This is a genomic window from Streptomyces xiamenensis (genome assembly GCF_000993785.3).
GTDB classification, from domain to species: domain Bacteria; phylum Actinomycetota; class Actinomycetes; order Streptomycetales; family Streptomycetaceae; genus Streptomyces; species Streptomyces xiamenensis.
On record NZ_CP009922.3, the window covers coordinates 4,207,751 to 4,230,092 of the forward strand.

Below are 22,342 nucleotides of genomic sequence, written 5' to 3' on the forward strand. Positions count from 1 at the left end.
GGCACCTCCACATGCGTGGAGGTGCTTGGGTTCCTGCTCCCTGTGCGCTGGGCCGGCCTTCGGTGGTGCCGGCCGTTGACGGCCGCCCGCCCGCGCGGGCTACGCCGCGCGGGCGGTGAAGGTGGCTACCTCCGGGGTGTTTTCGTACGGGGCCAGGCGTTGCGCCGTGCGGCGCAGGAGGGTGCTGATGCGGGAGGAACGGACGCGGTCCAGGAGGTCGAGCGCCTGGCGGCCGGCCGAGGCGGCCTCTTCGGGCCGGCCGCCGTGCGTCAGGTGGTCCGCCAGTTCGGCGAGGTACAGCGCCCGGTTGCGTACCAGGTGGGGTTCCCGCGCCGTGAGCGCCCGGCGTGCCGCGTCGCCCGCGCGCTCCCAGTCCTCCAGCGCCGCCCAGCAGTGCGCCTCCTGGCTGGCCAGTTCCGCCTCGTTGAAGAAGGTCATCCAGGCCGGGTCCGTGTCGTCCGGACCGTGTCCGAACGCGGTGTGGGCCCGGGCCAGGGCGAGTTCGCAGCCGCGGCGATCGCCGAGGCCGGCCCAGCCGCCGGCCTCGCGCAGCGCCAGCAGCGAGTGCAGCCGGTGCGAGCCGGCCGCACGGGCGGCCTGCTGGCCGGCCTGTGCGGCGCGGACCGCCTCCCGGTGGCGGCCGGTGTCGCGGGCGAGGAATGCCGTGTTGCAGAAGGCGTGCGCCTCCAGCGCGCGGTCATCGCTCATGCGCGCCGTGGCCAGGGCCTCGGCGTAGTGCGAGCGCGCGTCCGCGTGGCGCCCCGAGTCGTGCGCCAGCCAGCCCACCGACAGCGCCAGTTCGCCGGCGGCGGCGTGCAGCCGGGCGCTGACGGAGGCGCGGGCCGTGCCCGCGTCCAGCAGTTCCTGGGCGGCGCGCAGCGTTTCACCGGCCGGGCCGTACAGCTCGTCCGCGCCGTAACGGTCGTCGAAGTCCCGGATGTCGGTGACCGCTTGCTCCACCGCCGCGGCCTCGGTGGCGCCGACGTGATGCGGCGTCGCGGTCGCGGTGGCCGGGCCGGCGGCCGCCGCGGTGGTCAGGACGGCGAGGGGGGTGAGGGACGCCACGGCGGCCGGGCCACCGGCCATGAACACTCGGCGCAACACGTCGCTCTCCTCACGGTGGTCGGTGCCGGTGCGGTCCCTGGTGGTGTACCCACTGATTCGTACTGATGTACTTACTCCGGCGCGCGCCCCGCGCCCGCGCACGGTGTCCCGGGGGGCGAAGCCCAGGTCGGCGAGGGTGCGGCCGGGAAACATATGGCGGAATACCCGCTCATAGGCGTAGTTCGGACAGCGGATGACGCCCGACTCCACCCGCCCGATGTACCGGGCGTCGCAGCTGACGGTCTCGCCGATCTCCCGAGCCGCCCGCCGTACCGCCGTGGCGAACTCCGCGGCCGAACGGGTGCCGCGCAGCGCCCGGAAGGCTCGGTTCGGTGACATGGCCATATCGGGACCGTACCCGCCGCATAGCGCGCAAGGGGCGTCGATGTACGTACAGATCGGATATTCCGCCCGCGATCTGCCATGAACTGCCACTCGTTTCAGCGGCACATGCCCGTAGCCATTGACGCCTGTGCGGCGTTGTACCTCACACACCGATGTGACGTGAGGAGTGAATCCCCATGGTGAACGGCGGCGGAGCACAGCCGTGCGATCTGGTCACGGTACCGGCCAGGGAGGGCCTGGAAGCCGTGGACCTGATGGTGCGGCTGCTGAACGGCACCGGACCCGTCCTGCACGACAGGAATGGCGACACCCTGGGCTTTCTCGTACCGCCGGGCACCGCGGAGCGCTGGGATCTGCCCGGCAGCGCCTGCACTCCCACCTACGGCCAGCCGCAGGGCGTGGGGCGCCCGCCGGTCACCGGCACCGGCTGGCTGGTCCCGCCGGACGGCTCCGTCCCGCACGCCACCCCGCCCGAGCGGCTGCGTACCGCGCTGCGGCACGCGGCCCGGCTGCTCGCCGCGGCCGACCGCTGTCAGCCCTGACCGGTACCCGGGCGATACTGGTCGGATGGCACGACGAGGACGGCAGGCGGCGGAGACGACCACCGCGCAGGTGGCGGGCGGGCGCGCGGAACTGCTGCCCGACGCCGATCGCGCCGAGGCGTGGGAACTGCTGCTGGACGGCGCGCCGCAATCGCACGTCGACCTGGCCGAGCCCACCCGGCTCGGTTTCGAGTACCAGCGCCGGCTCGGCCATGTGATCGACGTACTGGCCCCGCCCCGCGCCCCGCTCCGGGTCGTGCACCTCGGCGGTGGCGCGCTCACTCTGGCCCGCTATGTCGCCGTCACCCGGCCGCGTTCCGGACAGCAGGTGGCCGAGCCCGACGCGGCGCTCACCGAGTTCGTACGCCGGCACCTGCCGCTGCCCGCCGGCGCGCGCGTCAAAGTGCGCGCCCTGGACGCACGCGAGGCGCTCGACCGGCTGCCGGAGCACTCCGCCGACCTCGTGATCGCCGACATCTTCGCCCACGCCCGCACCCCCGCCCACTGCGCCAGCGCCGAATTCCTCGACGCCGTACGCCGGGTGCTCGCCCCCGGCGGAACGTACGCGGCCAACATCACCGACGGCGGCCCGCTGACCCATCTGCGCGGCCAGACCGCCACCGCGCTCAGCCGCTTCGGCACCGCCGCCCTCAGCATCGCACCCGCCGTGCTGCGCGGCCGCCGTTACGGCAACGGCATCCTGCTCGCCGCCGACGGACCGCTGCCCCTGGAGGCCCTGCGTCAGCGCCTGGCCCGCGAGCCCCAGCCCACCCGGCTGCTCACCGACACCGCGCTGACCGACTTCACCGCCGGCGCCGCGGTGGTCACCGACGCCACGGCCCAACCGTCCCCGGCCCCGCCGGAGGGCCTGTTCGACTGAGCGGGACACCGCGCGCCCGGGGCCCCTCGTGGCGTGTCACTGCTCGTGGACCTCGATCACCGGCTCGTACCCGTGCCAGGTGCAGAACGCCGACAGCTCCCGGCCGTGCCCGGCGAAGGTCACCCGCAGATACGACTCGGTGGTCCACACCTGCATCTCCCAGCCGGCCTCCGGAGTCGCCGACACCAACTCGCAGCGGTCCGGCGTCAGCTCGTAGACCACCCGCCCGCCGTCCAGCGTCACCGTCTCCACCCCGCCCCCGGCCGGTGGCGGATCCACCGGCTCCGGGTCCACCGCCGGCGGCGGTTCCCCCTCGCCTCCCTGACCGGGGTCGGATCCGGACTCCTCCCCCGACCCGGGAGCGCGATCCGCAGTGGGATCCGGCTCCGGGTCCGGCGACGCGTCGGGCGGTGATCCCTCCGCTCCCGCCGTTCCGGCCGGCTCCTGCGGCGGCCGGTGCGTGGAGGACGCGGCCGGCTCCGTCCACACCGAGGCGTCCCGCACCGGAACGGCCCGCGGCGGGTCGTACACCGTCCCGCGCAGCACCGAATACACCCCGAACCAGGAGAACGTGACGGCCAAGCCGGTCGCGACCGCCCATACACCCGCGCGCACCAGGAGACGTTGCATCAGCATCACCCTAATGGCGTACGGTGCCGCGCATGGCGCATGTGCTCGTGGTGGAAGACGACCCCTTCGTACGGTCAGCCTTAATCCGTCAGCTCACCGATGCCGCACACACCGTGCGCAGCGTGGGTACCGCGCTCGAAGCGCTGCGGGAAGTGGCCCAGATCGGCTTCGATCTGGTGATTCTCGACCTCGGCCTGCCGGACCTGGACGGCCGGGAAGCCCTGAAGATGCTGCGCGGCATCACCGACGTGCCCGTGATCATCGCCACAGCCCGGGACGACGAGACCGAGATCGTACGGCTCCTCAACGACGGCGCCGACGACTATCTCGTCAAACCCTTCTCCGCAGAGCATCTTTCGGCCCGGATGGCGGCGGTATTGCGCCGAGTCCGCGCCGGGGGCGGGCGCCCCGGCGCACCCCAGGACGCCGAACTGCGCGTCGGCGGCCTGTCGGTGGACCCGCTGCGCCGCCGGGCCCGTCTCGATGGCATGGAACTCGACCTCACCCGGCGCGAGTTCGACCTGCTGGCCTTCCTCGCCCAGCGCCCCGGCGTCGTCGTCCCGCGCAAGGAGCTGCTCACCCAGGTGTGGCGGCAGTCCTACGGCGACGACCAGACCATCGACGTCCATCTGTCCTGGCTGCGCCGCAAGCTGGGCGAGACCGCCGCCAAGCCCCGCTACCTGCACACCCTGCGCGGCGTCGGAGTGAAGCTGGAAGCGCCCCTATGAGATGGGCGCTGGTGCGCATCTCGCTCGCCGTCACCTCCATGGTGGTGCTGGCCTTCGCCGTCCCGCTCGGCCTGGTCGTCCAGGAGATGGCCGGTGACCGGGCCATCGGCAACGCGGAACGGCAGGCCGCCGCCATCGGCCCCGTCCTCGCCATCACCGGCGACCGCGACCAGCTGGAACGAGCCGTCGCCAGCACGGAGGCGGGCGCCGCCGGCCGCATCGCCATCTGGCTGCCCGCCGCCACCGAATCGCCCGACGAGGCCATCGTCATCGGCGAACCGCACACCAGCGACGAGGAGTTCCGCTCCTTCACCGAATTCGCCCGCGCCGCCACCCTGGAGATCCCCGGCGGTGTCATCCTGCTCCAGCCCACCGCCGTCTCCGGCGAGCGCATCGCCGTCGTCGAGGTGTTCGTCCCCGACGCCGAACTCGCCACCGGCGTCACCACCGCCTGGCTGGTGCTCGCCGCCGTCGGCATCGCCCTGGTGGCCGGCTCCCTCGTGATCGCCGACCGGCTCGGCCGCCGCACCGTGCGCCCCGCCGAGGAACTCGCCGGCGCCGCCCGCGAACTGGGCCAGGGTCGCCTGGAGGTACGGGTGCCCGAGGCCGGGCCCGCCGAACTGCGCGAGGCAGCCGTGGCGTTCAACTCCATGGCCGACCAGGTCGCCCGCCTGCTCGCCAACGAGCGCGAACTGGCCGCCGACCTCTCGCACCGGCTGCGCACCCCGCTCACCGTCCTGCGCCTGAACACCGCCACCCTCGGCGAGGGCGACGCCGCCGACCAGACCCGGCACGCGGTGGACCAGCTGGAGGCGGAGATCGACCAGATCATCCGCACCGTCCGCGAACAGCGCGCCCACCAGCCCGCGGGAGGCACCGCGGCCGAGCGCGGCGAGGTCGACGCGGCGGAGGTGATCCGGGACCGGATGGCGTTCTGGTCGGCGCTGGCCGAGGACGAGGGCCGCGAGGTACGGCTGTCCGGGGCGGAGGAGCCCGTACGGGTACCGGTGCCGCGCGCCGAACTCACCGCGGCTCTGGACGCGATGCTCGGCAATGTCTTCCGGCACACCCCCGAGGGCACCGCCTTCGCCGTGGACGTGCACCACGCCAGCACCGACGACGCCGTGATCGTGCTGGTCTCCGACGCGGGGGAGGGGATCGCCGACCCGGACGCGGCGCTGCGCCGCGGCCACGGCCACGGCGGGCCCGGATCCACCGGGCTGGGCCTGGACATCGTGCGCCGGCTGGCGGAGTCCACCGGCGGCGATCTGCGGATCGGCCGCTCGGTGCTGGGCGGCACCGAGATCCGGCTGTGGCTGGCGCTGGACGGCCCGGCCGGCGGCGCCGGGACGAACCCGGGCCCGGCCCGGCGCCGTGCGGCAACACGGCGGCGGACCAGGCACCAGGCTCCCCCGTCCCCCCTTCCGGGAAAGCGACGCCAGACGACGGGCGGCGGCTAGTCGCTTTGGGGGGCGCCTGTGGCGGGCTCCGCGCTCAGCTCACCGGCGGCGATCACCCCGGCGTACCAGCGGGCACTGGACTTCGGGGTGCGCGCCAGGGTGTCGAAGTCCACGTGCACGATCCCGAACCGCTTGCTGTACCCGAAGGCCCACTCGAAGTTGTCCAGCAGCGACCACACCTGGTAGCCGCGGACGTCCGCGCCCTGCTCCATCGCCTCGTGCACGGCGGCGAAGTGCTGGTGGAGGTAGGCGATGCGCTCCGGGTCGTGCACCGCTCCGGTGGCGTCGGGCTTGTCGTCGTACGCCGCGCCGTTCTCGGTCACGTACAGACCCAGCTTCGGAGCCTCGCGGGAGAAGCGCAGCAGCAGATCGGTCAGTCCCGAGGGGTCGACCGTCCAGCCCATCTCGGTGACCTCGCCCGGCGGCCGGTGGAAGACCACGTCCTCCGCGCCCACCCACATGGAGTGCTCGGACTTGCCGTGGTTGCTGGAGAGCTTGCTCTCCGGCAGTTCCTCGTTCAGCGGACCCGACACGATGGTCGTCGTGTAGTAGTTGATCCCGATCGAGTCCAGCGGCTGGTGGATGATCGCCTCGTCGCCGTCGCGCACGAAGGACCAGTCGCTCACCCGCGCGGTGTCCTGCTTCAGGTCCTCGGGGTACGAACCGTGCAGCACCGGGTCGGAGAAGATCCGGGTGTGCAGGTTGTCGATCCGGCGCGCCGCGTCGCGGTCCGCCTCCGAGGAGGGGTCCAGCGGACGGACCACGCCCGGGTTGAAGCTGATCGACACCTCGGCGGAGCGCGGCAGCACCGAGCGCAGCGCCTGGGTCCCCAGACCGTGCGCGAGGTTGAGGTGGTGCGAGGCGCGCAGCACCGACTCCTGGTCGGTGCGCCCCGGGGCGTGCACGCCGGAGCCGTAGCCGAGGAACGCGCTGCAGAACGGCTCGTTGAGCGTGGTCCACAGCTGCACCCGGTCGCCGAGCGTCTCGCCGACGATCCCCGCGTACTCGGCGAACCGCTCGGCCGTCTCCCGCTCCGGCCAGCCACCCGCGTCCTCCAGCTCCTGGGGCAGATCCCAGTGGTAGAGGGTGACGATGGGGGTGATGTCCCGCTCCAGCAGGCCGTCCACCAGCTCGCGGTAGAAGTCGAGCCCGGCCTGCACGGCCGGGCCGCGCCCGGTGGGCTGGACCCGGGGCCAGGAGACGGAGAACCGGTACGAACGCAGGTTCAGCTCGGACATGAGCGCCAGGTCGTCGCGCCAGCGGTGGTAGTGGTCGCAGGCCACGTCCCCCGTGTCGCCGGCCAGGACCTTGCCGGGCGTATGGCTGAAGGTGTCCCAGATCGAGGGCGTGCGACCGCCCTCGCGAGCGGCTCCCTCGATCTGATAGGCGGCCGTGGCCGACCCCCACAGGAAGTCCGGTGGAAACACTCGTGGTTTGTTTTCAGTCATGGAAGCGCTCCCATTTTTGCTTGTTCAGAGGGTAACTGACCTCGCCGGACGGTGCTGATGCGGCGGCGCCGGAGGGACCGGCGCCGCCGCCCGACCGCGTACGCGGCCGATGCTCAGCCCTTGATCGCGCCGTGCATGATGCCGCCCACGATCTGCTTGCCGAACAGCACGAACGCGATCAGCAGCGGCAGCGTGCCCAGCAGCGCGCCCGCCATGATCACGCCCTGATCGGGGACATACCCACGCCCCAGGTTCGTCAACGCCACCTGAACGGTGGGATTGCGCTGGGTGAGGGCGATGATCGGCCAGAAGAACTCGTTCCAGGCCGCCACGAAGGTGAGCATCCCCAGCACGGCCATCGCCGGCCGCGCCACGGGGAAGACCACGTGCCACACCACCCGCAGGCTGTGCGCGCCGTCCACCCGAGCCGCCTCGATCAGCTCGGTGGGCAGCGCCTGCGACAGGTACTGCCGCATGAAGAACACCCCGAAGGCACTCACCATCATCGGCAGGATGACGGCCTGGAGGTGATCCGTCCACCCCACCTCCGAGACCGCCATGAACAGCGGCACCACCGTCAGCTGCGGCGGCACCATCATGGTGCCGATCACCAGCAGGAACAGCAGATTCTTCGCCCGGAAGCGGAGTTTGGCGAAGGAGAACCCGGCCAGCGTCGCGAACAGCACCGTGGAGAAGGTGATGGTGCCCGCCACGAAGGTGGTGTTGAGCAGCGCCAGACCGAGATTGGCATCGGTCCAGGCGCTGCCCAGGTTGTCGAAGAGCCGGTCCCCGAACCACAGCGGGGGCGGGGTCTGCGCCAGCCTGCCCGAGGAGTGCGACGCCGCGATGATCTGCCACACCAGCGGGATCAGCGAGCCCACCGTGAAGATGGCCAGGATGGTGTACGTGAGCCAGCCGCCGTGCATCTGCCGGCCGGCGCTGCCCGCCCGGCGCCCGCGCCCGCGCCCGGCGGAACGGCCCGTGCCGTTCCCGCCCGGGCTCTTCGCGTCCGTGGCCGGCGACGCCGGCTTGGCGCCCGCCTCGACCTCAGTGATTGGCACGGTCACGCCTCCTTGCCGGCGGTGTCGCGGTTCACCCAGCGGGTGATCGCCCAATAGACCAGGCCGATGAGGATCAGCAGCATGAACATGGTCCAGGCGATCGCCGCCGCCCGGCCGAGATGGAAGTTGAACCAGCCCATCTGGTACATGTACAGACCGAGCGTCTGGTACTGGGACTGCGAACCACCCGCGGGCGACCCGGCGAACAGCAGTGGCTCACCGAACAGTTGGGTCGCGCCGATGGTCGAGACCACGACGGTGAAGATGATGGTCGGGCGCAGCGACGGGATCGTCACATGGATGAACTGCTTCCAGCGACTGGCCCCGTCCAGCGCGGCCGACTCGTACAGATCGTGCGGGACCGCCTGCATCGCGGCCAGGTAGATCAGCGCGTTGTAGCCGGTCCAGCGCCAGATCACGATGGTGGAGACCGCGAACTGGCTGCTCCAGCTGCCCGCTTCCCAGGAGACCGGGTCGATGCCCACCAGGCCGAGCGCCCAGTTGATCAACCCGTAGTCCCGGCCGTACAGCATCGCGAAGACCAGGGTGGCGGCGGCGATGGAGGTGGCGTACGGCGTGAGCATCGCGACCCGGAACATCATCGAGCCGCGCAGCTTGTAGTTGAGCAGATGGGCGATACCCAGGGCCATCAGCAGCTGCGGCACCGTGGAGATGACGCCGATGGTGAAGGTGTTGCCCAGGGCGTTCCAGAAGAACTCGTCCTCCCACAGCCGGGTGAAGTTCTGGAACCCCACCCACTCCAGCTCGTTCGGGTTGTGAAGGGACACCCGGTGCAGGGCGGACCAGCCCGTGTACAGCAGAGGGAAGAGCCCGAAGGCGGCGAAGAAGACGAAGAAGGGCGCGATGAAGCCGTACGGGCTCCATTTGGTGTCCCGCTGATAGCGGCGGGAACGGCGGTTGGCCCGGCGCTGCTCCTTGGCAGCGTCGCCGGGCGGGGCCGCGCCCCCCGTGGAAACGGGGGGCGCGGCCGGGACGTTATCGGTCGTCATTGATCCGCACCTGTTCCGATTACTCGTCGAGGGCGTTCTGGATCCTGCTGAGGGTGTTGCTCCACGCGGAGTCCGGCGACTCGCCCTGCTGCGCGATCTGGAGCAGACCGTCAGCGAAGGCCTCCTGGATCAGCTGGTCACGCGGACCGATGATGGTGGGCGGGATCTCCGCGGCGGCGCCGGAGAAGATCTCTCCCATCGGCATGCCCTCGAAGTAGGGGTGCGTGGCGTCCTGGACCTCGGGCGTGCTCTGCGCCTCCAGGGAGGAGGGGAAGCTGCCGCGCTCGGTGAAGAGCTTGGCCTGCTGCTCCGGGGCGGTCAGCCAGGCGGCGAGCTTGACGGCCTCTTCGTGGTTCTTGCCGGCCTCGGGCACGCCGACGAAGGCGCCGCCCCAGTTGGACGGCACGGGCGCGGGCGCCGCGTCCCACAGGCCCTCGGCGGCGTCCCCGGCCTTCTCCTGGATGTAGCCGAGCATCCAGGCGGGGCAGGAGATGGTGGCGAAGTCGCCGTTGGCCATGGCGCGTTCCCACTCGGGGGTGAACTGCTTCTGCCGGGTGCTCAGGCCGCTCTCCTCGGTGCGCACCCCCAGCTCCCAGGCGGCCTGCACGGCTTCGCTGGTCTCGTAGACCAGTTCGCCCGAGCCGTCGTAGTAGCGCTCCTCGTAGCTGGAGACGACACCGTTGTACACGCCGCCGGGGGAGTCCACCCAGGAGACGCCGTCGGGGGCGTTCTCCTGGAACTGCTCACCGGCCTCGATGTAGGCGGTCCAGTCGCCGGCCCACAGCGCGCCGAGTTCGTCCCGGTCGGTGGGCAGCCCGGCCTCCTCCAGGAGGTCCTTGCGGTAGCAGATGGCGGTGGGGCCGATGTCGGTGCCGAGCCCGATGAGACGGCCGTCCGCACTGGTGGACTGCACCAGCTTCCACGGGGCGAAGTGGCTGGTGTCGACGTCCTCGTACTCGTTGAAGTCCACCCAGCGGGTGTTCAGGTCGCCCGCCATGTCGGCGATGTTGGCGACCTCGATGGCCTGGATGTCGGCCAGGCCGCTGCCCTGCGAGAGGCGGGTGAGCAGCTGGGCTATGTAGTCCTTGTTCTCGGTGATCGAGTCCTGCTGGATCTTGATGTGGGGGTTGGCGTCCATGTACTCCTGGTACAGGCCGGCCTCTTCGTATCCGAACTGGCCGAAGACGCCCACGGTCAGCGTGACCTGGCCGTCGTCACCTCCGTCGCCACTGCTCGAACACGCGCCGAGCAGGCCGGTGGCGAGGGTCGCGGCAAGACCGATCGCCATCGCTCTGGCGGTCCGGCCGCGCCGGCGGTATGACACTTGGACTTGGGGTGTGTTGCGCATAGCGGGTCGTCCTCCTGGCGCACTGACGTTGCCTTCCCGGCCGGGGTGGTGCGGCGCGCGTGTGTGGGGGTGGGGCCTGGGTTCGGAACGTACGGGGTCTGTAGGGTTTCTGATGTGTGGGAGCGCTCCCAGTTGTGATGGGTTGAAGGCTCCCCGAGCCCTTGGCGGGTGTCAAGGCATCGGACACGACGACTCGGTTTCCGTGATGTAGTTGGAACGGGGCGGGCGAACGGGAGGAAAAGCGATGGTTCGTACAGGACGCGGCAGTGGCCGCGACGGCAGACCGACCCTGGAACAGGTCGCCGCCCGCGCGGGCGTCGGCCGGGGCACGGTGTCCCGTGTGATCAACGGCTCCCCACGGGTGAGTGACCGCACCCGTGCCACGGTGGAGGCGGCGATCGCCGACCTGGGCTACGTGCCGCACCGCGCGGCCCGTGCCCTCGCCGCGAACCGCGCCGACGCCATCGCGCTCGTCATCCCCGAGGCCGAGGCCCGGCTGTTCGCCGAACCGTACTTCTCCGGCATCATCCGCGGCGTCACCGCCGAACTCGCCGACACCGACATCCAGCTGCTGCTCACCCTGATCCGCACCCCGAAGGAACGCCAGCGCTTCGGCCAGTACGCCTCCAGCCGTCGGGTGGACGGCGTCCTGCTGGTTTCCGTGCACGGCGATGACCCCCTGCCCGACCTGCTCACCGAGATCGGTATGCCCGCGGTCATGAACGGCCGCCGCTCGGCCCAGGAGACCTTCCCGCACGTCGACTGCGACAACCTCGGCGGCGCCCAGCTCGCCGTCGAACACCTGCTGGGTCGCGGCCGGGGCACGGTCGCCACCATCACCGGACCGCTGGACATGTACGCGGCCCAGTGCCGGCTGTCCGGCTACCAGGAGGCCCTGCGGGCCGCCGGGCGCGAGGCCGACGACGAGCTGATCGCGCACGGCGACTTCACCGAGGAGAGCGGGCACGCGGCGATGCGCGCGCTGCTGCGCCGGCGCCCCGGCCTCGACGCGGTGTTCTGCGCCTCCGACCTGATGGCGATCGGTGCCCGCCGGGCGCTGCGGGAGGTGGGCCGTACGGTGCCGGGGGACGTCGCCCTCGTCGGGTTCGACGACTCCTCCATGGCGCGGCACATGGACCCGCCGCTGACCAGCGTCCGGCAGCCGATGGAAGGCATGGGGCGGGCGATGACCCGGGCGCTGCTCGCGGAGATCACGGAGGGCGGCCCGGAGCGGGCGCACACGGTCCTGCCGACCGAACTGGTGCGCCGCTCGTCGTCCTGAGTCCTGTCCGACGGATCCGCCCGGCCCGCGGCCCGCCACCTCGCTGTGTTGTCGAACTGCCCGACCAGCCCGCTACGAGGGCGACCCTCCGCCGTGCGGTGCTCCCCCCAGTCTTCGGCCTGGGCGCTCCCCAGCACCAGACGCAACGGGCGCGCCCTTCGGTCGGACTGGGATGCCTTGACGACAGGCCGTGGGGGAGCGTGGACGGATGCCCGTACGAGACATCCAGTGGTGGCCGAATGACCGTTCCGGGCAAGCGCGTGGGCAGCGGCCGATGGTCCTTCCGGGCACCGCGCGCTGTGCTGTCAGACCGCGCGGACAGGCTCGCGGCGCAACCGCAGGCGGGAAAGCGGGGCCGAAGGGGCCTCTTGTGGCAGGGGCGCCGGACCGGGGAGAGTCCGGTGGCCCGCTGTGGCGTGGCGTGGGGGGAAGCCCGCTTCTGCCTTCTCCGGCTGCCCGGTTGACCGCGTCCACTGCCCGGCGGTGCCCGGATGGGCACCACCGGGCCGCCCGGCGGTACGGCGCCGTACGGCCTGCGCGATCCTCCGGCGGGCTACCCGAGCGGATCGGCGGCGTGGTGGCGTGCCGCGTGGGCCGCGCGTTCGCCCGCCCCGGACAGCGCGCCGGCGGCGCGCCGGGAGGCCACGGCCGCGGCGATGTCCTCGGCGAGCAGATCGGCGTTGACCTGCGCCGCCGCCACCGAGCCCTGCCCGGCGGCCGTGATGACCTGGGCGCGCGGGTCGACGACATTGCCCGCCGCCCACACCCCCGGCACGTCGGTGCGGCCGTTCGCGTCGACCGCCATGAAGCCGTTCGGCCGGCGCCGCGCGCCGAGTGCGACCAGGACCTCGTCCCGGGGAACGAAGGCCGGCGCCACGAACACGGCCTCCCGTACCACCGAACCTGTGCCGTCCACCTCCACTCCGCGCAGCCGGTCGTCCTCGACGGCCAGCCGGTTGACCCGGCCCGTGACGATCCGGACCCCGCGCGCCTCCAACTGCTCCCGCTCCTGGGGCGCGACGGGCACGTCGTGCGGGAAGTAGGCGATGTCGCCCGACCACTGACCGAGCAGCAGCGCCAGGTGCACGCTGCCGATGACGCCGATCGGGCGGTCCCTGACCTCGTACCCGTGGCAGTACGGGCAGGCCGCCACCTCCTTGCCCCAGCGCTCCCGCACACCGGGGATGCCGGGCAGTTCGTCGCGCAAGCCGGTCGCCAGGATGAGCCGGCGCGCGGTGAGCCGCCGCCCGTCCCCGAGCCGCACCGCGAACCCGTCACCCGCGGCCCGCACGTCCTCCACCAGGGCATCGATCAGATTCACGCCGTACCCGGCGACCTCGGTCCGGCCGATCGCCAGGAGCTCACCCGGGGGCAGGCCGTCCCGGGACAGGAAGCCGTGCATATGGGCGGCGGGGGCATTGCGGGGTGCCCCGCCGTCCACCACGGCCACCCGCCGGCGGGCCCGCCCCAGCACCAGCGCGGCACTGAGCCCGGCCGCACCGCCGCCCATGATCAGCGTGTCGTACGCGTCGTCGGTCATCCTGACCACCTCCGCGACCGAGCATGCGAAGCGCGATGCGTCAGCGACAACTTCTGTTGCCATTTCCGGGATGCGTGGGGGGGTCACTGTTCAAGAAGTGAACGCGAGCGGGCGGTGTGCGGGCTCGGCCCGGGGACGTGAGCGACTCCGCGTCGTCACCGGGAAACCGTCCACCCCGATCGCTCGCGTGCGGCCGGCCGCCCTCCGGTCCACCCGCCTCGGGGCACAGCTGCCGGTGGGCCGGCTCGGATGCGTGTGCCGTACCCGCCGCGGGAACCCGCGCGGCTGCCGTTCGTCACGGATTGTCAGTGGCCGGTGACACCATCGGAGCATGGACGAGGTGGCGGAAGAGATCGTGCCGGTGCTGCGGGTGGCCGATGCCGGTCTCGCGGTGGAGTGGTGGGGGCGGCTGGGCTTCGCGAAGGTGTGGGAGCACCGGTTCGAGCCGGGATTTCCGGCCTTCGTGGAGGTGGTGCGCGGGCGGGTGAAGGTGTTTCTGTCCGAGCACACCGGTGACGCCCCGCCCGGCGGGCTCGTGCATCTGCGGCTGCGGGACATCGACGCCGTGGCCGCCGAGTTCGCGGTCGATGTCACGGAACAGCCGTGGGGGCGCGAGATGGAGCTGACCGATCCGGACGGAAATCGCGTGCGGGTCGGTACGCCGCCCGGATAGGCGGGCAGCAACCCGCCCCCGGGCCGCAGGGGGCGCCGGGGGCGGGTGCGTTCAGGAGGGGGTGAAACCGGTGGTGCGTTGTGCGGTCAGGTCACAGGGGCGGGTAGGCGTTCGCCAGGAGCTCCTGGAACTGGGCGGAGAACCAGTGTCCGGAGACCGGGGCGTCCGGCAGGGCACCGGACATGTTGTTGTTGTTGCGGGGGTTGCCCTCGTAGGTCGGGTCGCACATGCGGTCGAAGCCCTTGCCCTCGTCGTTCGGGATCTCGGTGCTCGAGCCGTCGGACTCGCCCGGGGGCTTCATCCACACGTACGCGTCGATCCCGGTGGCGGGAGCGGCGGTCGGGCGCTCACCGAGGCCGGCGCCGGCCTGGTTGCACCAGTTGCCCTGGTGGATACGGCCATCGACGCGGCTGCCCTCGACGAAGGCGTCCAGGCTGGTGCGCGGACCGGGGCCGGAGGGCCGGTCGGAGCCGCCCCAGCCGCTGCGGGAGGTGTCGATCAGCATGCCGATGCCGGAGTTGAAGCCCTGCCGGACCAGCTCGGTGCGGAAGGCCTGGGCGAAGCCCTGGTTGTCGACGTAGCGGTTCCAGTCGACCCACTTCGACTCACGGACCGAGGCGCCGTTGATGGAGTCACTGATGGAGTAGTACGGCTCGACCGCCGGCCCGAAGTTGGCCGTGTTGACGATGAAGCCGTGGACGTCGTCGACGGTGGCGCCGCCGGTGGTGGCGGCCGTCTTGAACAGCTCGGCGGAGGCGGTGAAGTTGTCGTCCCAGCCGATCCAGCCGTAGTGCCCGGCGTCAATGTAGTTGTAGACGTTCGGGATGGCACCGAGCTGGTCAAGGGCATAGGCCACGCCCTCGACATAGTTGCCGTTGGCCTTCATCACGTCGCACTCGGGGGTGGCCGTGGGCCGCGGGGTGACGTTGGTGACGAGGTTGGGCAGCGAGTCGATCTCGATCGTCGTCACGATCCGCAGATCCGCGTAGGCCGGATCGGCGAGGATCTCCGCGATCGGATCGATGAACTCGGACTTGTACCGGTCGATCTCGGTCGGGCCCAGCTCACCGTTGGACGCCAGAGCCGAACAGTCACGGCCCGGCAGGTTGTAGACGACGACCTGGAAGACGAACGCGTCGCTCCCGGCCGCCTGCTCCACCGCCGTATCGAGGTGGTCGCGCAGACCCATCGTGCGGCCCCCGCCCTGACCATCACCCTCGATCGCAGCCGTCCGGTCCAGCCACACACCCGTCGGCTGATCCGCGATCTGACTGCCACCCGGTTCGGCGGCGGCGTTGGCCGACCACTCCGGATTCACATACACACCAGCACCGACATACGGGTTGTCCACCCGGTCCAGAGTGCTGGGCTCCTCGTTGGCCGAGGCGGCACCCAGGGTGCCGACGGTCAGTGCGCCGGCGCCGAGAAGGGCGCCCGCCGCCAGGGCGATCCGGCGTCCGCGGCGGTGCGGCGGATGCTCGTGCGGGGGGTTCATGGTGCGGCTCATCGCAGTCTTCCTCCGTTGTGGGGGTTGGAGTGTTCTGCTGAAAGGTGTGCCTGTGCCGGTTCGGCCGGTGGCGCGACCACGAGGGTCGTACCCGGTGGCCGGCCCGCCGCCGGTGGCCCCGCGGTGCGCGGGGCCGGTGTGGGTGTGACGGGTGCGGCGGGTGGGTCGTGGGGGCGTGTGGGGTCGTGGGGGTGGGATGGGGATACGGAACGGTGTCCGCTGCCTCGTGACGCGTCGTCCAGAGCGCCCTTGGGCTTGGAACCGCTCCCACTGGTTGAAGGGACCGTAGGACACGAAGCCCCCATTCGCCAAGGGGGCGTTCGAGAAATAACCGTCAGAGGCGGTACTCCAGGGGGTTGACGTGCACACCTCGTAGACAGAATCCTTGGGAGCGCTCCCACTGGTTTGGTTCGATCAAGCACCTCCGTACGAACAGCACGGCCTCTCACCCCCCACCGAGCCGCGAGGAGGCACGATGCGTATCCGGACCGGATCACCCATCGGGACCCCGACCAGAGCGAGACCACAAGACCCCCACCCGACCCGAGCCGCGCGCAGAACCCGCCGGCTGTGGATCGCCGGCCTGGTGGCGCTGTCCCTTCCCCTGGGGCTGACCGCCACCGCCGCGCAGAGCAGCGCCGCGCCCGTCCCGCTCGCGGACGGCCCCGGCGCGCTGCGCTTCGAGAGCCAGTTCCTCGACCTCTACGCCACGATCAAGGACCCCGCGAACGGGTACTTCTCACCGGAGGGGATCCCGTACCACTCCGTGGAGACGCTGATCGTCGAGGCGCCGGACCACGGGCACGAGACGACCTCCGAGGCGTACTCGTACCTGATCTGGCTGGAGGCGCAGTACGGCAAGGTCACCGGCGACTGGGCCCCGTTCAACGACGCCTGGGAGCTGATGGAGCAGTACATGATCCCCGGCTCCGTCGACCAGCCGACGAACAGCTTCTACAACGCGTCGAGCCCGGCCACGTACGCCGCGGAGCACACCGACCCCTCGGCGTACCCGTCCCCCATGAACCAGGGCGTGTCCGTGGGGCAGGATCCGATCGCCGGCGAGCTGACCAACACGTACGGCACCGCCGACATCTACGGGATGCACTGGCTCCAGGACGTGGACAACGTCTACGGGTTCGGCAACAGCCCCGGCAATCCCTGCGGCGGCGGCCCGGAGACCGAGGGGCCGTCGTTCATCAACACCTTCCAGCGCGGCTCGCAGGAATCGGTATGGGAAACCGTGCCTCACCCCTCCTGCGAGGACTTCACCTACGGCGGGCAGAACGGCTACCTCGATCTGTTCATCGATGACCAGGGGTACGCCGAGCAGTGGCGCTACACCAACGCCCCCGACGCCGACGCCCGCGCCGTGCAGGCCGCGTACTGGGCCAACCAGTGGGCTGCCGAGCAGGGCAACGCCTCGGCCGTGGCGGGCACGGTCGACAAGGCGTCCAAGATGGGCGACTACCTGCGCTACTCGATGTACGACAAGTACTTCAAGCGGGCGGGTAACTGCGTCGGCGCCACCTCCTGCCCGGCGGGCAGCGGCAAGAACAGTGCCCACTACCTGATGTCCTGGTACTACAGCTGGGGCGGCGCGCTGGACCCGAACGCGGGCTGGGCGTACCGCATCGGCAGCAGCCACTCCCACTTCGGGTACCAGAACCCGCTGGCCGCCTACGCGCTGAGCACCGACGCCGCGCTCATCCCCAACTCCCCGAGCGCCGGGCAGGACTGGGGGCAGTCACTGGACCGGATGGTGGAGTTCTACCGCTGGCTCCAGTCGGCCGAGGGCGGCATCGCGGGCGGTGCCACGAACAGCTGGGAGGGTTCCTACGCGACCCCGCCGGCCGGCACCCCCACCTTCTACGGGCTGTTCTACGACGAGGCGCCCGTCTACCGGGACCCGCCGTCGAACCAGTGGTTCGGCATGCAGGCCTGGTCGATGCAGCGGCTCGCCGAGTACTACCACGAGTCCGGTGACACGATGGCGGGCGAAGTGCTCGACAAGTGGGTCGGCTGGGTGCTGGACCATGTGACCATCGGCAGCGGAGGGGACTTCCAGATCCCGTCCACCCTGTCGTGGTCGGGCAGCCCCGACACCTGGAACCCCTCCAACCCGGGCAGCAACTCCGGGCTGCACGTGACGGTCACCGAGTACACCCAGGACGTCGGGGTGACCGGTTCGCTGGCCAACGCCCTGTCGTACTACGCTGCGGCCAGCGGTGACACGGCCGCGCGGGACACGGCGGCCGGGTTGCTGGACGCGCTGTGGGAGAACTCCGACGGTCTGGGCATCGCGGTGCCCGAGGAGCGCGGCGACTTCTCGCGCTTCGACGATCCGGTGTACATCCCGTCCGGCTGGAGCGGTGAGATGCCCAACGGGGACGTCATCGAGTCCGGCGCCACCTTCGAGTCGATCCGGTCCTTCTACCAGGACGACCCGGACTGGGCGAAGGTGCAGGCCCACCTGGACGGGGGTCCCGCGCCGACCTTCGAGTACCACCGCTTCTGGGCACAGGCGGACATCGCCATCGCGATGGCCACGTACTCCGAACTGTTCGGGGACGGCGCGTAGCGGGCAGGATCACCACGGGAGACCCACCCACGCACCCACGCCCGGAGCCCCGGTCGGCGCCACAGCGCCGGCCGGGGCTTCCGGCGTGTGCGGCGGGGTGCGGGGGCGGTGCCGTGGCCGGGGGCCCATCGAGGGTGGTTCCGGGGCCCGGGCCGGGGTCAGGAGCACCACCACAGCCAGCAGCTGCCGCCACCCCCGTTGTTGCCGTCGTCTCCGTCGTCTCCGTCGCCGTCACCACCGCCGGCGCTGTCGTCCGGGGGCGGCGGCGAGGAGGGTTCCTCCTCGCCCGGCGCGGTCTCGGTCGGATCGGGGGAGGCCCCTTCGGTAGGGGCACCGGTGTCACTGGGAGGAGGGCTCACCCTGCCCGAGCTGGAGGCGTCCGGGGGTGGGGATTCACCCGCGCTCTCCTCGTCACCGTCCCGCGCGTCCTCGTCCGCGTCCGGGTCGTCCTCGTCCCCGCCCGCGGCGTCGCCGTCGTCCCCCTCCGACGGGGAGCCGCTCTCGCCCGCGGTGACGGTGGCGTCGCCGCTCGGGCCGGCCGCCGTGTCGCCGCCCTCGGCGGCGTCGTCCGTGGTCTCCCCGTCCTCCTCCGTGCCCGAGGACTCGGAGGCGGCATCGGTGGCGCGGCCGGAGTCGGCCGGCTGTTCGCGCTGCAGGGGCAGCCGTACTTCACCGACCTCGGCGACCAGCACGCCGACGGCGACGATGCCCAGGACGGCGCCGAGCACGTAGCGGCGGCCCTTGCGGGGGCGGGAGGCGTGGCGTTTGCCGCGCCGGTCGGCGCGCCCGCCGCCGGCGGGAGGAGGGGCGGGGGAGTCGTCCAGTTGTCCGGGGCGTGCCGGATCGTCGCCCCCGTCGTGGCCGTCTTCCGGTACGCGCCGGCCCCGCGAGCCGGAGCCGGGGGCCGAGCCGGAGTGTCCGCCGGGCGTGGCGTGGTCACTGCCGCGTCCGCCGACCGCCATCGGTGACGCGGGAGGGTCCTGGTGCGGCTGCTGCCAAGAGGTCACTTCGCCGCATCCTGGACATGTCAAAGCTCCGTTGAGGTGCCGACGGCAGGTTATGCAGTAGTCCACGGGCTTACCCGGCTTCGTGCGAGGGGGGTGGGTGGTGCGCGAGACACCTTAGCGACGTGGACGTGCCGGGCGGTACGGGCGGTTCTGTGGGAGCAAAGTGACGCGAGCTCCGTAGCTAGTGGGAGCGCTCCCAACGATGTGTCTATGACGCGTATGTGTCAAGACTTTGGACGCCAGGTCATGACTGTCCGGTGATTTCCTTGCAGTATCTGACCTTCTGGTGACTTCATGGGCACAATTTCTGAACAGACATCTGGCGCACCGGAGTCGGAGGCGCTACCTTCCCCTCAGCTAGTGGGAGCGCTTCCATGCACCGCATCGCATCGCACCGCACTCCGGGCCACCGGCCGTGGGGTGTGGACCTTTCAAGGACGAAGGGACTCCGATGAGCCGCAGCACCTCCCCACTTCCCCGCCGGCGCAGACGCGGCCGTGCCCTGCTGGCAGCAGGGGCGCTGATCGCCACTGCGCTGGGCACCGGCGGCATGCTCCAGGGCACGGCCTCCGCCGCCGCCGTGGGCTGCTCCGTCGACTACCGCACCAATGACTGGGGCTCGGGCTTCACCGCCGATGTCACCATCACCAACTCCGGGACCACGGCCGTCAACGGCTGGACCCTCAGCTACGCCTACGCCGGCAACCAGACCCTCAGCGGGGGCTGGAACGGCCAGTGGTCGCAGTCCGGACGCAACATCACCGTCCGCAACGCCGCCCACAATGCAGGCATCGCCGCCAACGGCGGCAGTGTCAGCACCGGCGCGCAGTTCACCTACAGCGGCTCCAACGCGGCGCCCACCAGCTTCGCGGTCAACGGTGTCACCTGCGGCGAGGACCCGGGTGGGCCGGGCGGACCCGGTGAGCCGGGCAACCCGCCCGGTGACCGCGTCGACAACCCGTACGTGGGCGCCGGTGTGTATGTGAATCCGGAGTGGTCGGCCAACGCCGCCGCCGAACCGGGTGGCAGCCGGATCGCCAACCAGCCGACCGGTGTGTGGCTGGACCGGACCGCCGCCATCAACGGCACGGGTCAGGGCGCCGGCCGCACGATGGGTCTGCGCGACCACCTCGACGCCGCCGTGGTCCAGGCCCGCAGCCACAGCGAGTTCGTGTTCCAGGTCGTCGTCTACAACCTGCCGGGCCGTGACTGTTCGGCTCTGGCGTCCAACGGTGAGCTGGGCCCGACCGAGATCGACCGGTACAAGTCCGAGTTCATCGATCCGATCGCGGAGATCCTCGCCGATCCGGCCTACGCGGATCTGCGGATCGTGACGACGATCGAGATCGACTCGCTGCCCAACCTCGTCACCAACGTCACCCCGCGGCCCACGGCCACCCCCGAGTGCGACGTGATGAAGGCCAACGGCAACTATGTCGAGGGCGTGGGGTACGCGCTGGGCAAGCTCGGTGCCATCCCGAACGTCTACAACTACGTCGACGCCGGGCACTACGGCTGGATCGGCTGGGACGACAACTTCACCGCCTCGGCCCAGCTGTTCAAGACGGCCGCCACCACCGCCGGCGCCTCCGTCGACGATGTCCACGGCTTCATCGTGAACACGGCCAACTTCGGGCCGGCGGTCGAGCCGTACTACTCCATCAGTGACTCCATCAACGGCGCCTCGGTCCGTGAGTCGAAGTGGGTCGACTGGAACCGCTACGTCGACAACCAGGGCTTCGCCCAGGCCTTCCGCACCGAGCTGGTCCGGCAGGGCTTCAACTCCGGCATCGGCATGCTGATCGACACCTCCCGCAGCGGCTGGGGCGGCTCCGACCGGCCCTCCGGCCCCGGTCCGCGCACCAGCCTGGACGCCTTCGTCGAGGGCAGCCGCGTCGATGGCCGTATCCACCAGGGCAACTGGTGCAACCAGGCCGGCGCCGGCCTCGGTGAGCGCCCGACCGCCGCTCCCGCCACCGGGATCGACGCGTACGTGTGGATGAAGCCCCCGGGCGAGTCCGACGGCTCGAGCACCGAGATCCCGAACGACGAGGGCAAGGGCTTCGACCGCATGTGCGACCCGACCTACGAGGGCAACCCCCGCAACAACAACAACATGTCCGGTGCCCTGCCGGACGCCCCGGTCTCCGGACACTGGTTCTCCGCCCAGTTCCAGCAGCTGATGGCCAACGCCTACCCGCCCCTGTGACCGACCCCGTGACGCGGCCCGACCCGGTCTGACCGGGCCGGGAGCGTCCGCCCCCGGTCCGCTCCGACCACCGCACCACGATGCCGCCGGGGCCCGTCACCGCACGGGCCCCGGCGCACTACGCTTGATCACATGTGTGGACGGTACGCGGCCAGCAGAAGCCCGGAGGATCTCGCGACGATCTTCGACATCGAGCGCTGGGAGCCGTCCGAGGCGCTGCCCGCCGACTGGAACGTGGCCCCCACCAAAGAGGTGTACGCGGTCCTCGACCGCCCCCTCAAGGGCGGCGGCCCCGAGCCGGTGCGCCAGCTGCGGGTGCTGCGCTGGGGCCTGGTGCCCTCCTGGGCCAAGTCCCCGGAATCCGCTGCCAAGATGATCAACGCCCGCTCGGAGACCGTCCACGAGCGCGCCTCCTACCGCCGGGCCTTCGCCGCCCGCCGCTGCCTGCTCCCCGCCGACGGCTACTACGAATGGGCCACCGGAGGCGACGAGCGCGCCGAGGAGGAGAAGGGCAAACGCAAGCGGCAGCGCAAGCAGCCCTACTTCGTCACCCCGGCCGACGGCTCGGTGATGGCGCTGGCCGGACTGTACGAGTTCTGGCGCGACAGCACCCTTCCCGAGGACCATCCGCGCGCCTGGTGGGTGACCTGCACGGTCCTCACCACCGACGCGGAGGACACCCCGCTGGCGGACGCGCCGCAAGGGAATCCGCAGCCCGCGGGCCCCGCGGTGGGAGCCGCCGCCAAGGGGCCCAGGTCGCTGGCCGACATCCACCCCCGGATGCCGCTCATGCTGCTGCCCGACCGCTGGGACGCCTGGCTGGACCCCTCGCGCACCGACCCCGAGGACATCCGGGAGCTGCTGGCGCCGCCCCCGCCGGGCACGGTGCGTGCGTACCCGGTCACCACGGACGTCAGCAACGTACGGAACAACGGCCCCGAGCTGGTCGCCGCCCTGCCGGCCCCCGAGGAGGAGACGCTCTTCTGA

Annotated in this window: 17 protein-coding genes and 1 pseudogene; 9 read left to right on the plus strand and 9 right to left on the minus strand. The window is 71.4% G+C overall.

The window, feature by feature from the left end; translation table 11 throughout:
• Positions 1–99: 99 nt before the first annotated feature.
• Positions 100–1,449 carry an NsdA family TPR-like regulatory protein gene (locus SXIM_RS19565; RefSeq protein ID WP_030736772.1) on the minus strand — a complete coding sequence of 450 codons (1,350 nt, stop codon included), beginning with the start codon at positions 1,447–1,449 and terminating at the stop codon, positions 100–102.
• A gap of 176 nt (positions 1,450–1,625) precedes the next feature.
• Between SXIM_RS19565 and SXIM_RS19570 the strand changes: the two genes are divergently transcribed.
• Both SXIM_RS19570 and SXIM_RS19575 read left to right on the plus strand, forming a co-directional pair.
• Positions 1,626–1,991, plus strand: coding sequence for a hypothetical protein (locus SXIM_RS19570; RefSeq protein ID WP_030736770.1), 366 nt, complete (start codon positions 1,626–1,628; stop codon positions 1,989–1,991).
• A 25-nt stretch (positions 1,992–2,016) separates the two neighbouring features.
• Positions 2,017–2,871, plus strand: a complete 855-nt coding sequence (locus SXIM_RS19575; RefSeq protein ID WP_046724777.1) for a spermidine synthase — start codon at positions 2,017–2,019, stop codon at positions 2,869–2,871.
• A gap of 36 nt (positions 2,872–2,907) precedes the next feature.
• Here the strand turns inward: SXIM_RS19575 and SXIM_RS19580 are convergent, their stop codons facing one another.
• Positions 2,908–3,501, minus strand: coding sequence for a hypothetical protein (locus tag SXIM_RS19580; RefSeq protein WP_030736765.1), 594 nt, complete (start codon positions 3,499–3,501; stop codon positions 2,908–2,910).
• A gap of 32 nt (positions 3,502–3,533) precedes the next feature.
• On the opposite strand from SXIM_RS19580, the gene SXIM_RS19585 reads away from it, so the two are divergent.
• Together SXIM_RS19585 and SXIM_RS19590 are read left to right on the plus strand one after the other, a co-directional pair.
• On the plus strand, positions 3,534–4,229 hold the full coding sequence (locus tag SXIM_RS19585; RefSeq protein ID WP_030736762.1) for a response regulator transcription factor: 696 nt from the start codon (positions 3,534–3,536) through the stop codon (positions 4,227–4,229).
• Positions 4,226–5,689 (plus strand): sensor histidine kinase, encoded by a 1,464-nt coding sequence (locus SXIM_RS19590; RefSeq protein ID WP_030736759.1) that lies wholly within the window; start codon positions 4,226–4,228, stop codon positions 5,687–5,689. Before SXIM_RS19585 ends, SXIM_RS19590 begins: the two co-directional genes overlap by 4 nt.
• Here the strand turns inward: SXIM_RS19590 and SXIM_RS19595 are convergent.
• The 4 genes from SXIM_RS19595 to SXIM_RS19610 all read right to left on the minus strand — a co-directional run bounded on the left by SXIM_RS19595 (position 5,686) and on the right by SXIM_RS19610 (position 10,496).
• A complete protein-coding gene (locus SXIM_RS19595; RefSeq protein ID WP_030736756.1) occupies positions 5,686–7,137 on the minus strand; it encodes a GH1 family beta-glucosidase in 1,452 nt (483 codons plus the stop codon). The two genes, SXIM_RS19590 and SXIM_RS19595, sit on opposite strands and share 4 nt — an antisense overlap.
• A 113-nt stretch (positions 7,138–7,250) precedes the next feature.
• Positions 7,251–8,063: a carbohydrate ABC transporter permease gene (locus tag SXIM_RS19600; RefSeq protein ID WP_046725792.1), complete on the minus strand. Its 813-nt coding sequence runs from the start codon at positions 8,061–8,063 to the stop codon at positions 7,251–7,253.
• Between the two features lie 137 nt (positions 8,064–8,200).
• Positions 8,201–9,208 (minus strand): carbohydrate ABC transporter permease, encoded by a 1,008-nt coding sequence (locus SXIM_RS19605; protein WP_030736750.1) that lies wholly within the window; start codon positions 9,206–9,208, stop codon positions 8,201–8,203.
• Positions 9,209–9,227: 19 nt separating this feature from the next.
• Entirely contained in the window at positions 9,228–10,496 is a 1,269-nt protein-coding gene (locus SXIM_RS19610; RefSeq protein WP_030736747.1) for an ABC transporter substrate-binding protein, read from the minus strand.
• Positions 10,497–10,800: 304 nt separating this feature from the next.
• Between SXIM_RS19610 and SXIM_RS19615 the strand changes: the two genes are divergently transcribed.
• Entirely contained in the window at positions 10,801–11,838 is a 1,038-nt protein-coding gene (locus tag SXIM_RS19615) for a LacI family DNA-binding transcriptional regulator (RefSeq protein ID WP_030736744.1), read from the plus strand.
• Positions 11,839–12,391: 553 nt separating this feature from the next.
• On the opposite strand, the gene SXIM_RS19620 is transcribed toward SXIM_RS19615, so the two are convergent.
• Positions 12,392–13,378, minus strand: coding sequence for an NAD(P)/FAD-dependent oxidoreductase (locus SXIM_RS19620; RefSeq protein WP_046724779.1), 987 nt, complete (start codon positions 13,376–13,378; stop codon positions 12,392–12,394).
• A gap of 331 nt (positions 13,379–13,709) precedes the next feature.
• Here SXIM_RS19620 and SXIM_RS19625 point away from each other — a divergent pair, with 331 nt between their 5' ends.
• On the plus strand, positions 13,710–14,051 hold the full coding sequence (locus SXIM_RS19625; RefSeq protein ID WP_425473471.1) for a glyoxalase superfamily protein: 342 nt from the start codon (positions 13,710–13,712) through the stop codon (positions 14,049–14,051).
• A 91-nt stretch (positions 14,052–14,142) separates the two neighbouring features.
• On the opposite strand, the gene SXIM_RS19630 is transcribed toward SXIM_RS19625, so the two are convergent.
• Complete coding sequence (locus tag SXIM_RS19630) at positions 14,143–15,558, minus strand: glycoside hydrolase family 6 protein (protein ID WP_046724780.1); 1,416 nt, start codon at positions 15,556–15,558, stop codon at positions 14,143–14,145.
• A gap of 616 nt (positions 15,559–16,174) precedes the next feature.
• Between SXIM_RS19630 and SXIM_RS19635 the strand changes: the two are divergent.
• Positions 16,175–18,139 (plus strand): annotated as a pseudogene (locus SXIM_RS19635) (glycoside hydrolase family 48 protein); the annotation flags it as partial.
• A gap of 158 nt (positions 18,140–18,297) precedes the next feature.
• On the opposite strand, the gene SXIM_RS27520 reads toward SXIM_RS19635, so the two are convergent.
• The gene (locus SXIM_RS27520) at positions 18,298–19,212 is read right to left on the minus strand and encodes an SCO2400 family protein (protein WP_425473472.1); all 915 of its coding nucleotides are present in this window, start codon (positions 19,210–19,212) and stop codon (positions 18,298–18,300) included.
• Positions 19,213–19,597: 385 nt separating this feature from the next.
• Here SXIM_RS27520 and SXIM_RS19645 point away from each other — a divergent pair, with 385 nt between their 5' ends.
• Together SXIM_RS19645 and SXIM_RS19650 are read left to right on the plus strand one after the other, a co-directional pair.
• Positions 19,598–21,355 (plus strand): glycoside hydrolase family 6 protein, encoded by a 1,758-nt coding sequence (locus SXIM_RS19645; protein ID WP_046724782.1) that lies wholly within the window; start codon positions 19,598–19,600, stop codon positions 21,353–21,355.
• A gap of 132 nt (positions 21,356–21,487) precedes the next feature.
• The gene (locus SXIM_RS19650; RefSeq protein ID WP_046724783.1) at positions 21,488–22,342 is read left to right on the plus strand and encodes an SOS response-associated peptidase; all 855 of its coding nucleotides are present in this window, start codon (positions 21,488–21,490) and stop codon (positions 22,340–22,342) included.

Bases quoted from the DNA above. Each gene is read 5' to 3' on its own strand.
- SXIM_RS19580 (WP_030736765.1), bottom strand. From the start codon at position 3,501: ATGCAACGTCTCCTGGTGCGCGCGGGTGTATGGGCGGTCGCGACCGGC.
- SXIM_RS19600 (WP_046725792.1), bottom strand. From the start codon at position 8,063: ATGCACGGCGGCTGGCTCACGTACACCATCCTGGCCATCTTCACGGTG.
- SXIM_RS19625 (WP_425473471.1), top strand. From the start codon at position 13,710: ATGGACGAGGTGGCGGAAGAGATCGTGCCGGTGCTGCGGGTGGCCGAT.
- SXIM_RS19645 (WP_046724782.1), top strand. From the start codon at position 19,598: ATGAGCCGCAGCACCTCCCCACTTCCCCGCCGGCGCAGACGCGGCCGT.
- SXIM_RS19595 (WP_030736756.1), bottom strand. From the start codon at position 7,137: ATGACTGAAAACAAACCACGAGTGTTTCCACCGGACTTCCTGTGGGGG.
- SXIM_RS19620 (WP_046724779.1), bottom strand. From the start codon at position 13,378: ATGACCGACGACGCGTACGACACGCTGATCATGGGCGGCGGTGCGGCC.
- SXIM_RS19630 (WP_046724780.1), bottom strand. From the start codon at position 15,558: ATGAGCCGCACCATGAACCCCCCGCACGAGCATCCGCCGCACCGCCGC.
- SXIM_RS19605 (WP_030736750.1), bottom strand. From the start codon at position 9,208: ATGACGACCGATAACGTCCCGGCCGCGCCCCCCGTTTCCACGGGGGGC.
- SXIM_RS19585 (WP_030736762.1), top strand. From the start codon at position 3,534: ATGGCGCATGTGCTCGTGGTGGAAGACGACCCCTTCGTACGGTCAGCC.
- SXIM_RS19565 (WP_030736772.1), bottom strand. From the start codon at position 1,449: ATGGCCATGTCACCGAACCGAGCCTTCCGGGCGCTGCGCGGCACCCGT.
- SXIM_RS19610 (WP_030736747.1), bottom strand. From the start codon at position 10,496: ATGGCGATCGGTCTTGCCGCGACCCTCGCCACCGGCCTGCTCGGCGCG.
- SXIM_RS19570 (WP_030736770.1), top strand. From the start codon at position 1,626: ATGGTGAACGGCGGCGGAGCACAGCCGTGCGATCTGGTCACGGTACCG.
- SXIM_RS19650 (WP_046724783.1), top strand. From the start codon at position 21,488: ATGTGTGGACGGTACGCGGCCAGCAGAAGCCCGGAGGATCTCGCGACG.
- SXIM_RS19575 (WP_046724777.1), top strand. From the start codon at position 2,017: ATGGCACGACGAGGACGGCAGGCGGCGGAGACGACCACCGCGCAGGTG.
- SXIM_RS19590 (WP_030736759.1), top strand. From the start codon at position 4,226: ATGAGATGGGCGCTGGTGCGCATCTCGCTCGCCGTCACCTCCATGGTG.
- SXIM_RS19615 (WP_030736744.1), top strand. From the start codon at position 10,801: ATGGTTCGTACAGGACGCGGCAGTGGCCGCGACGGCAGACCGACCCTG.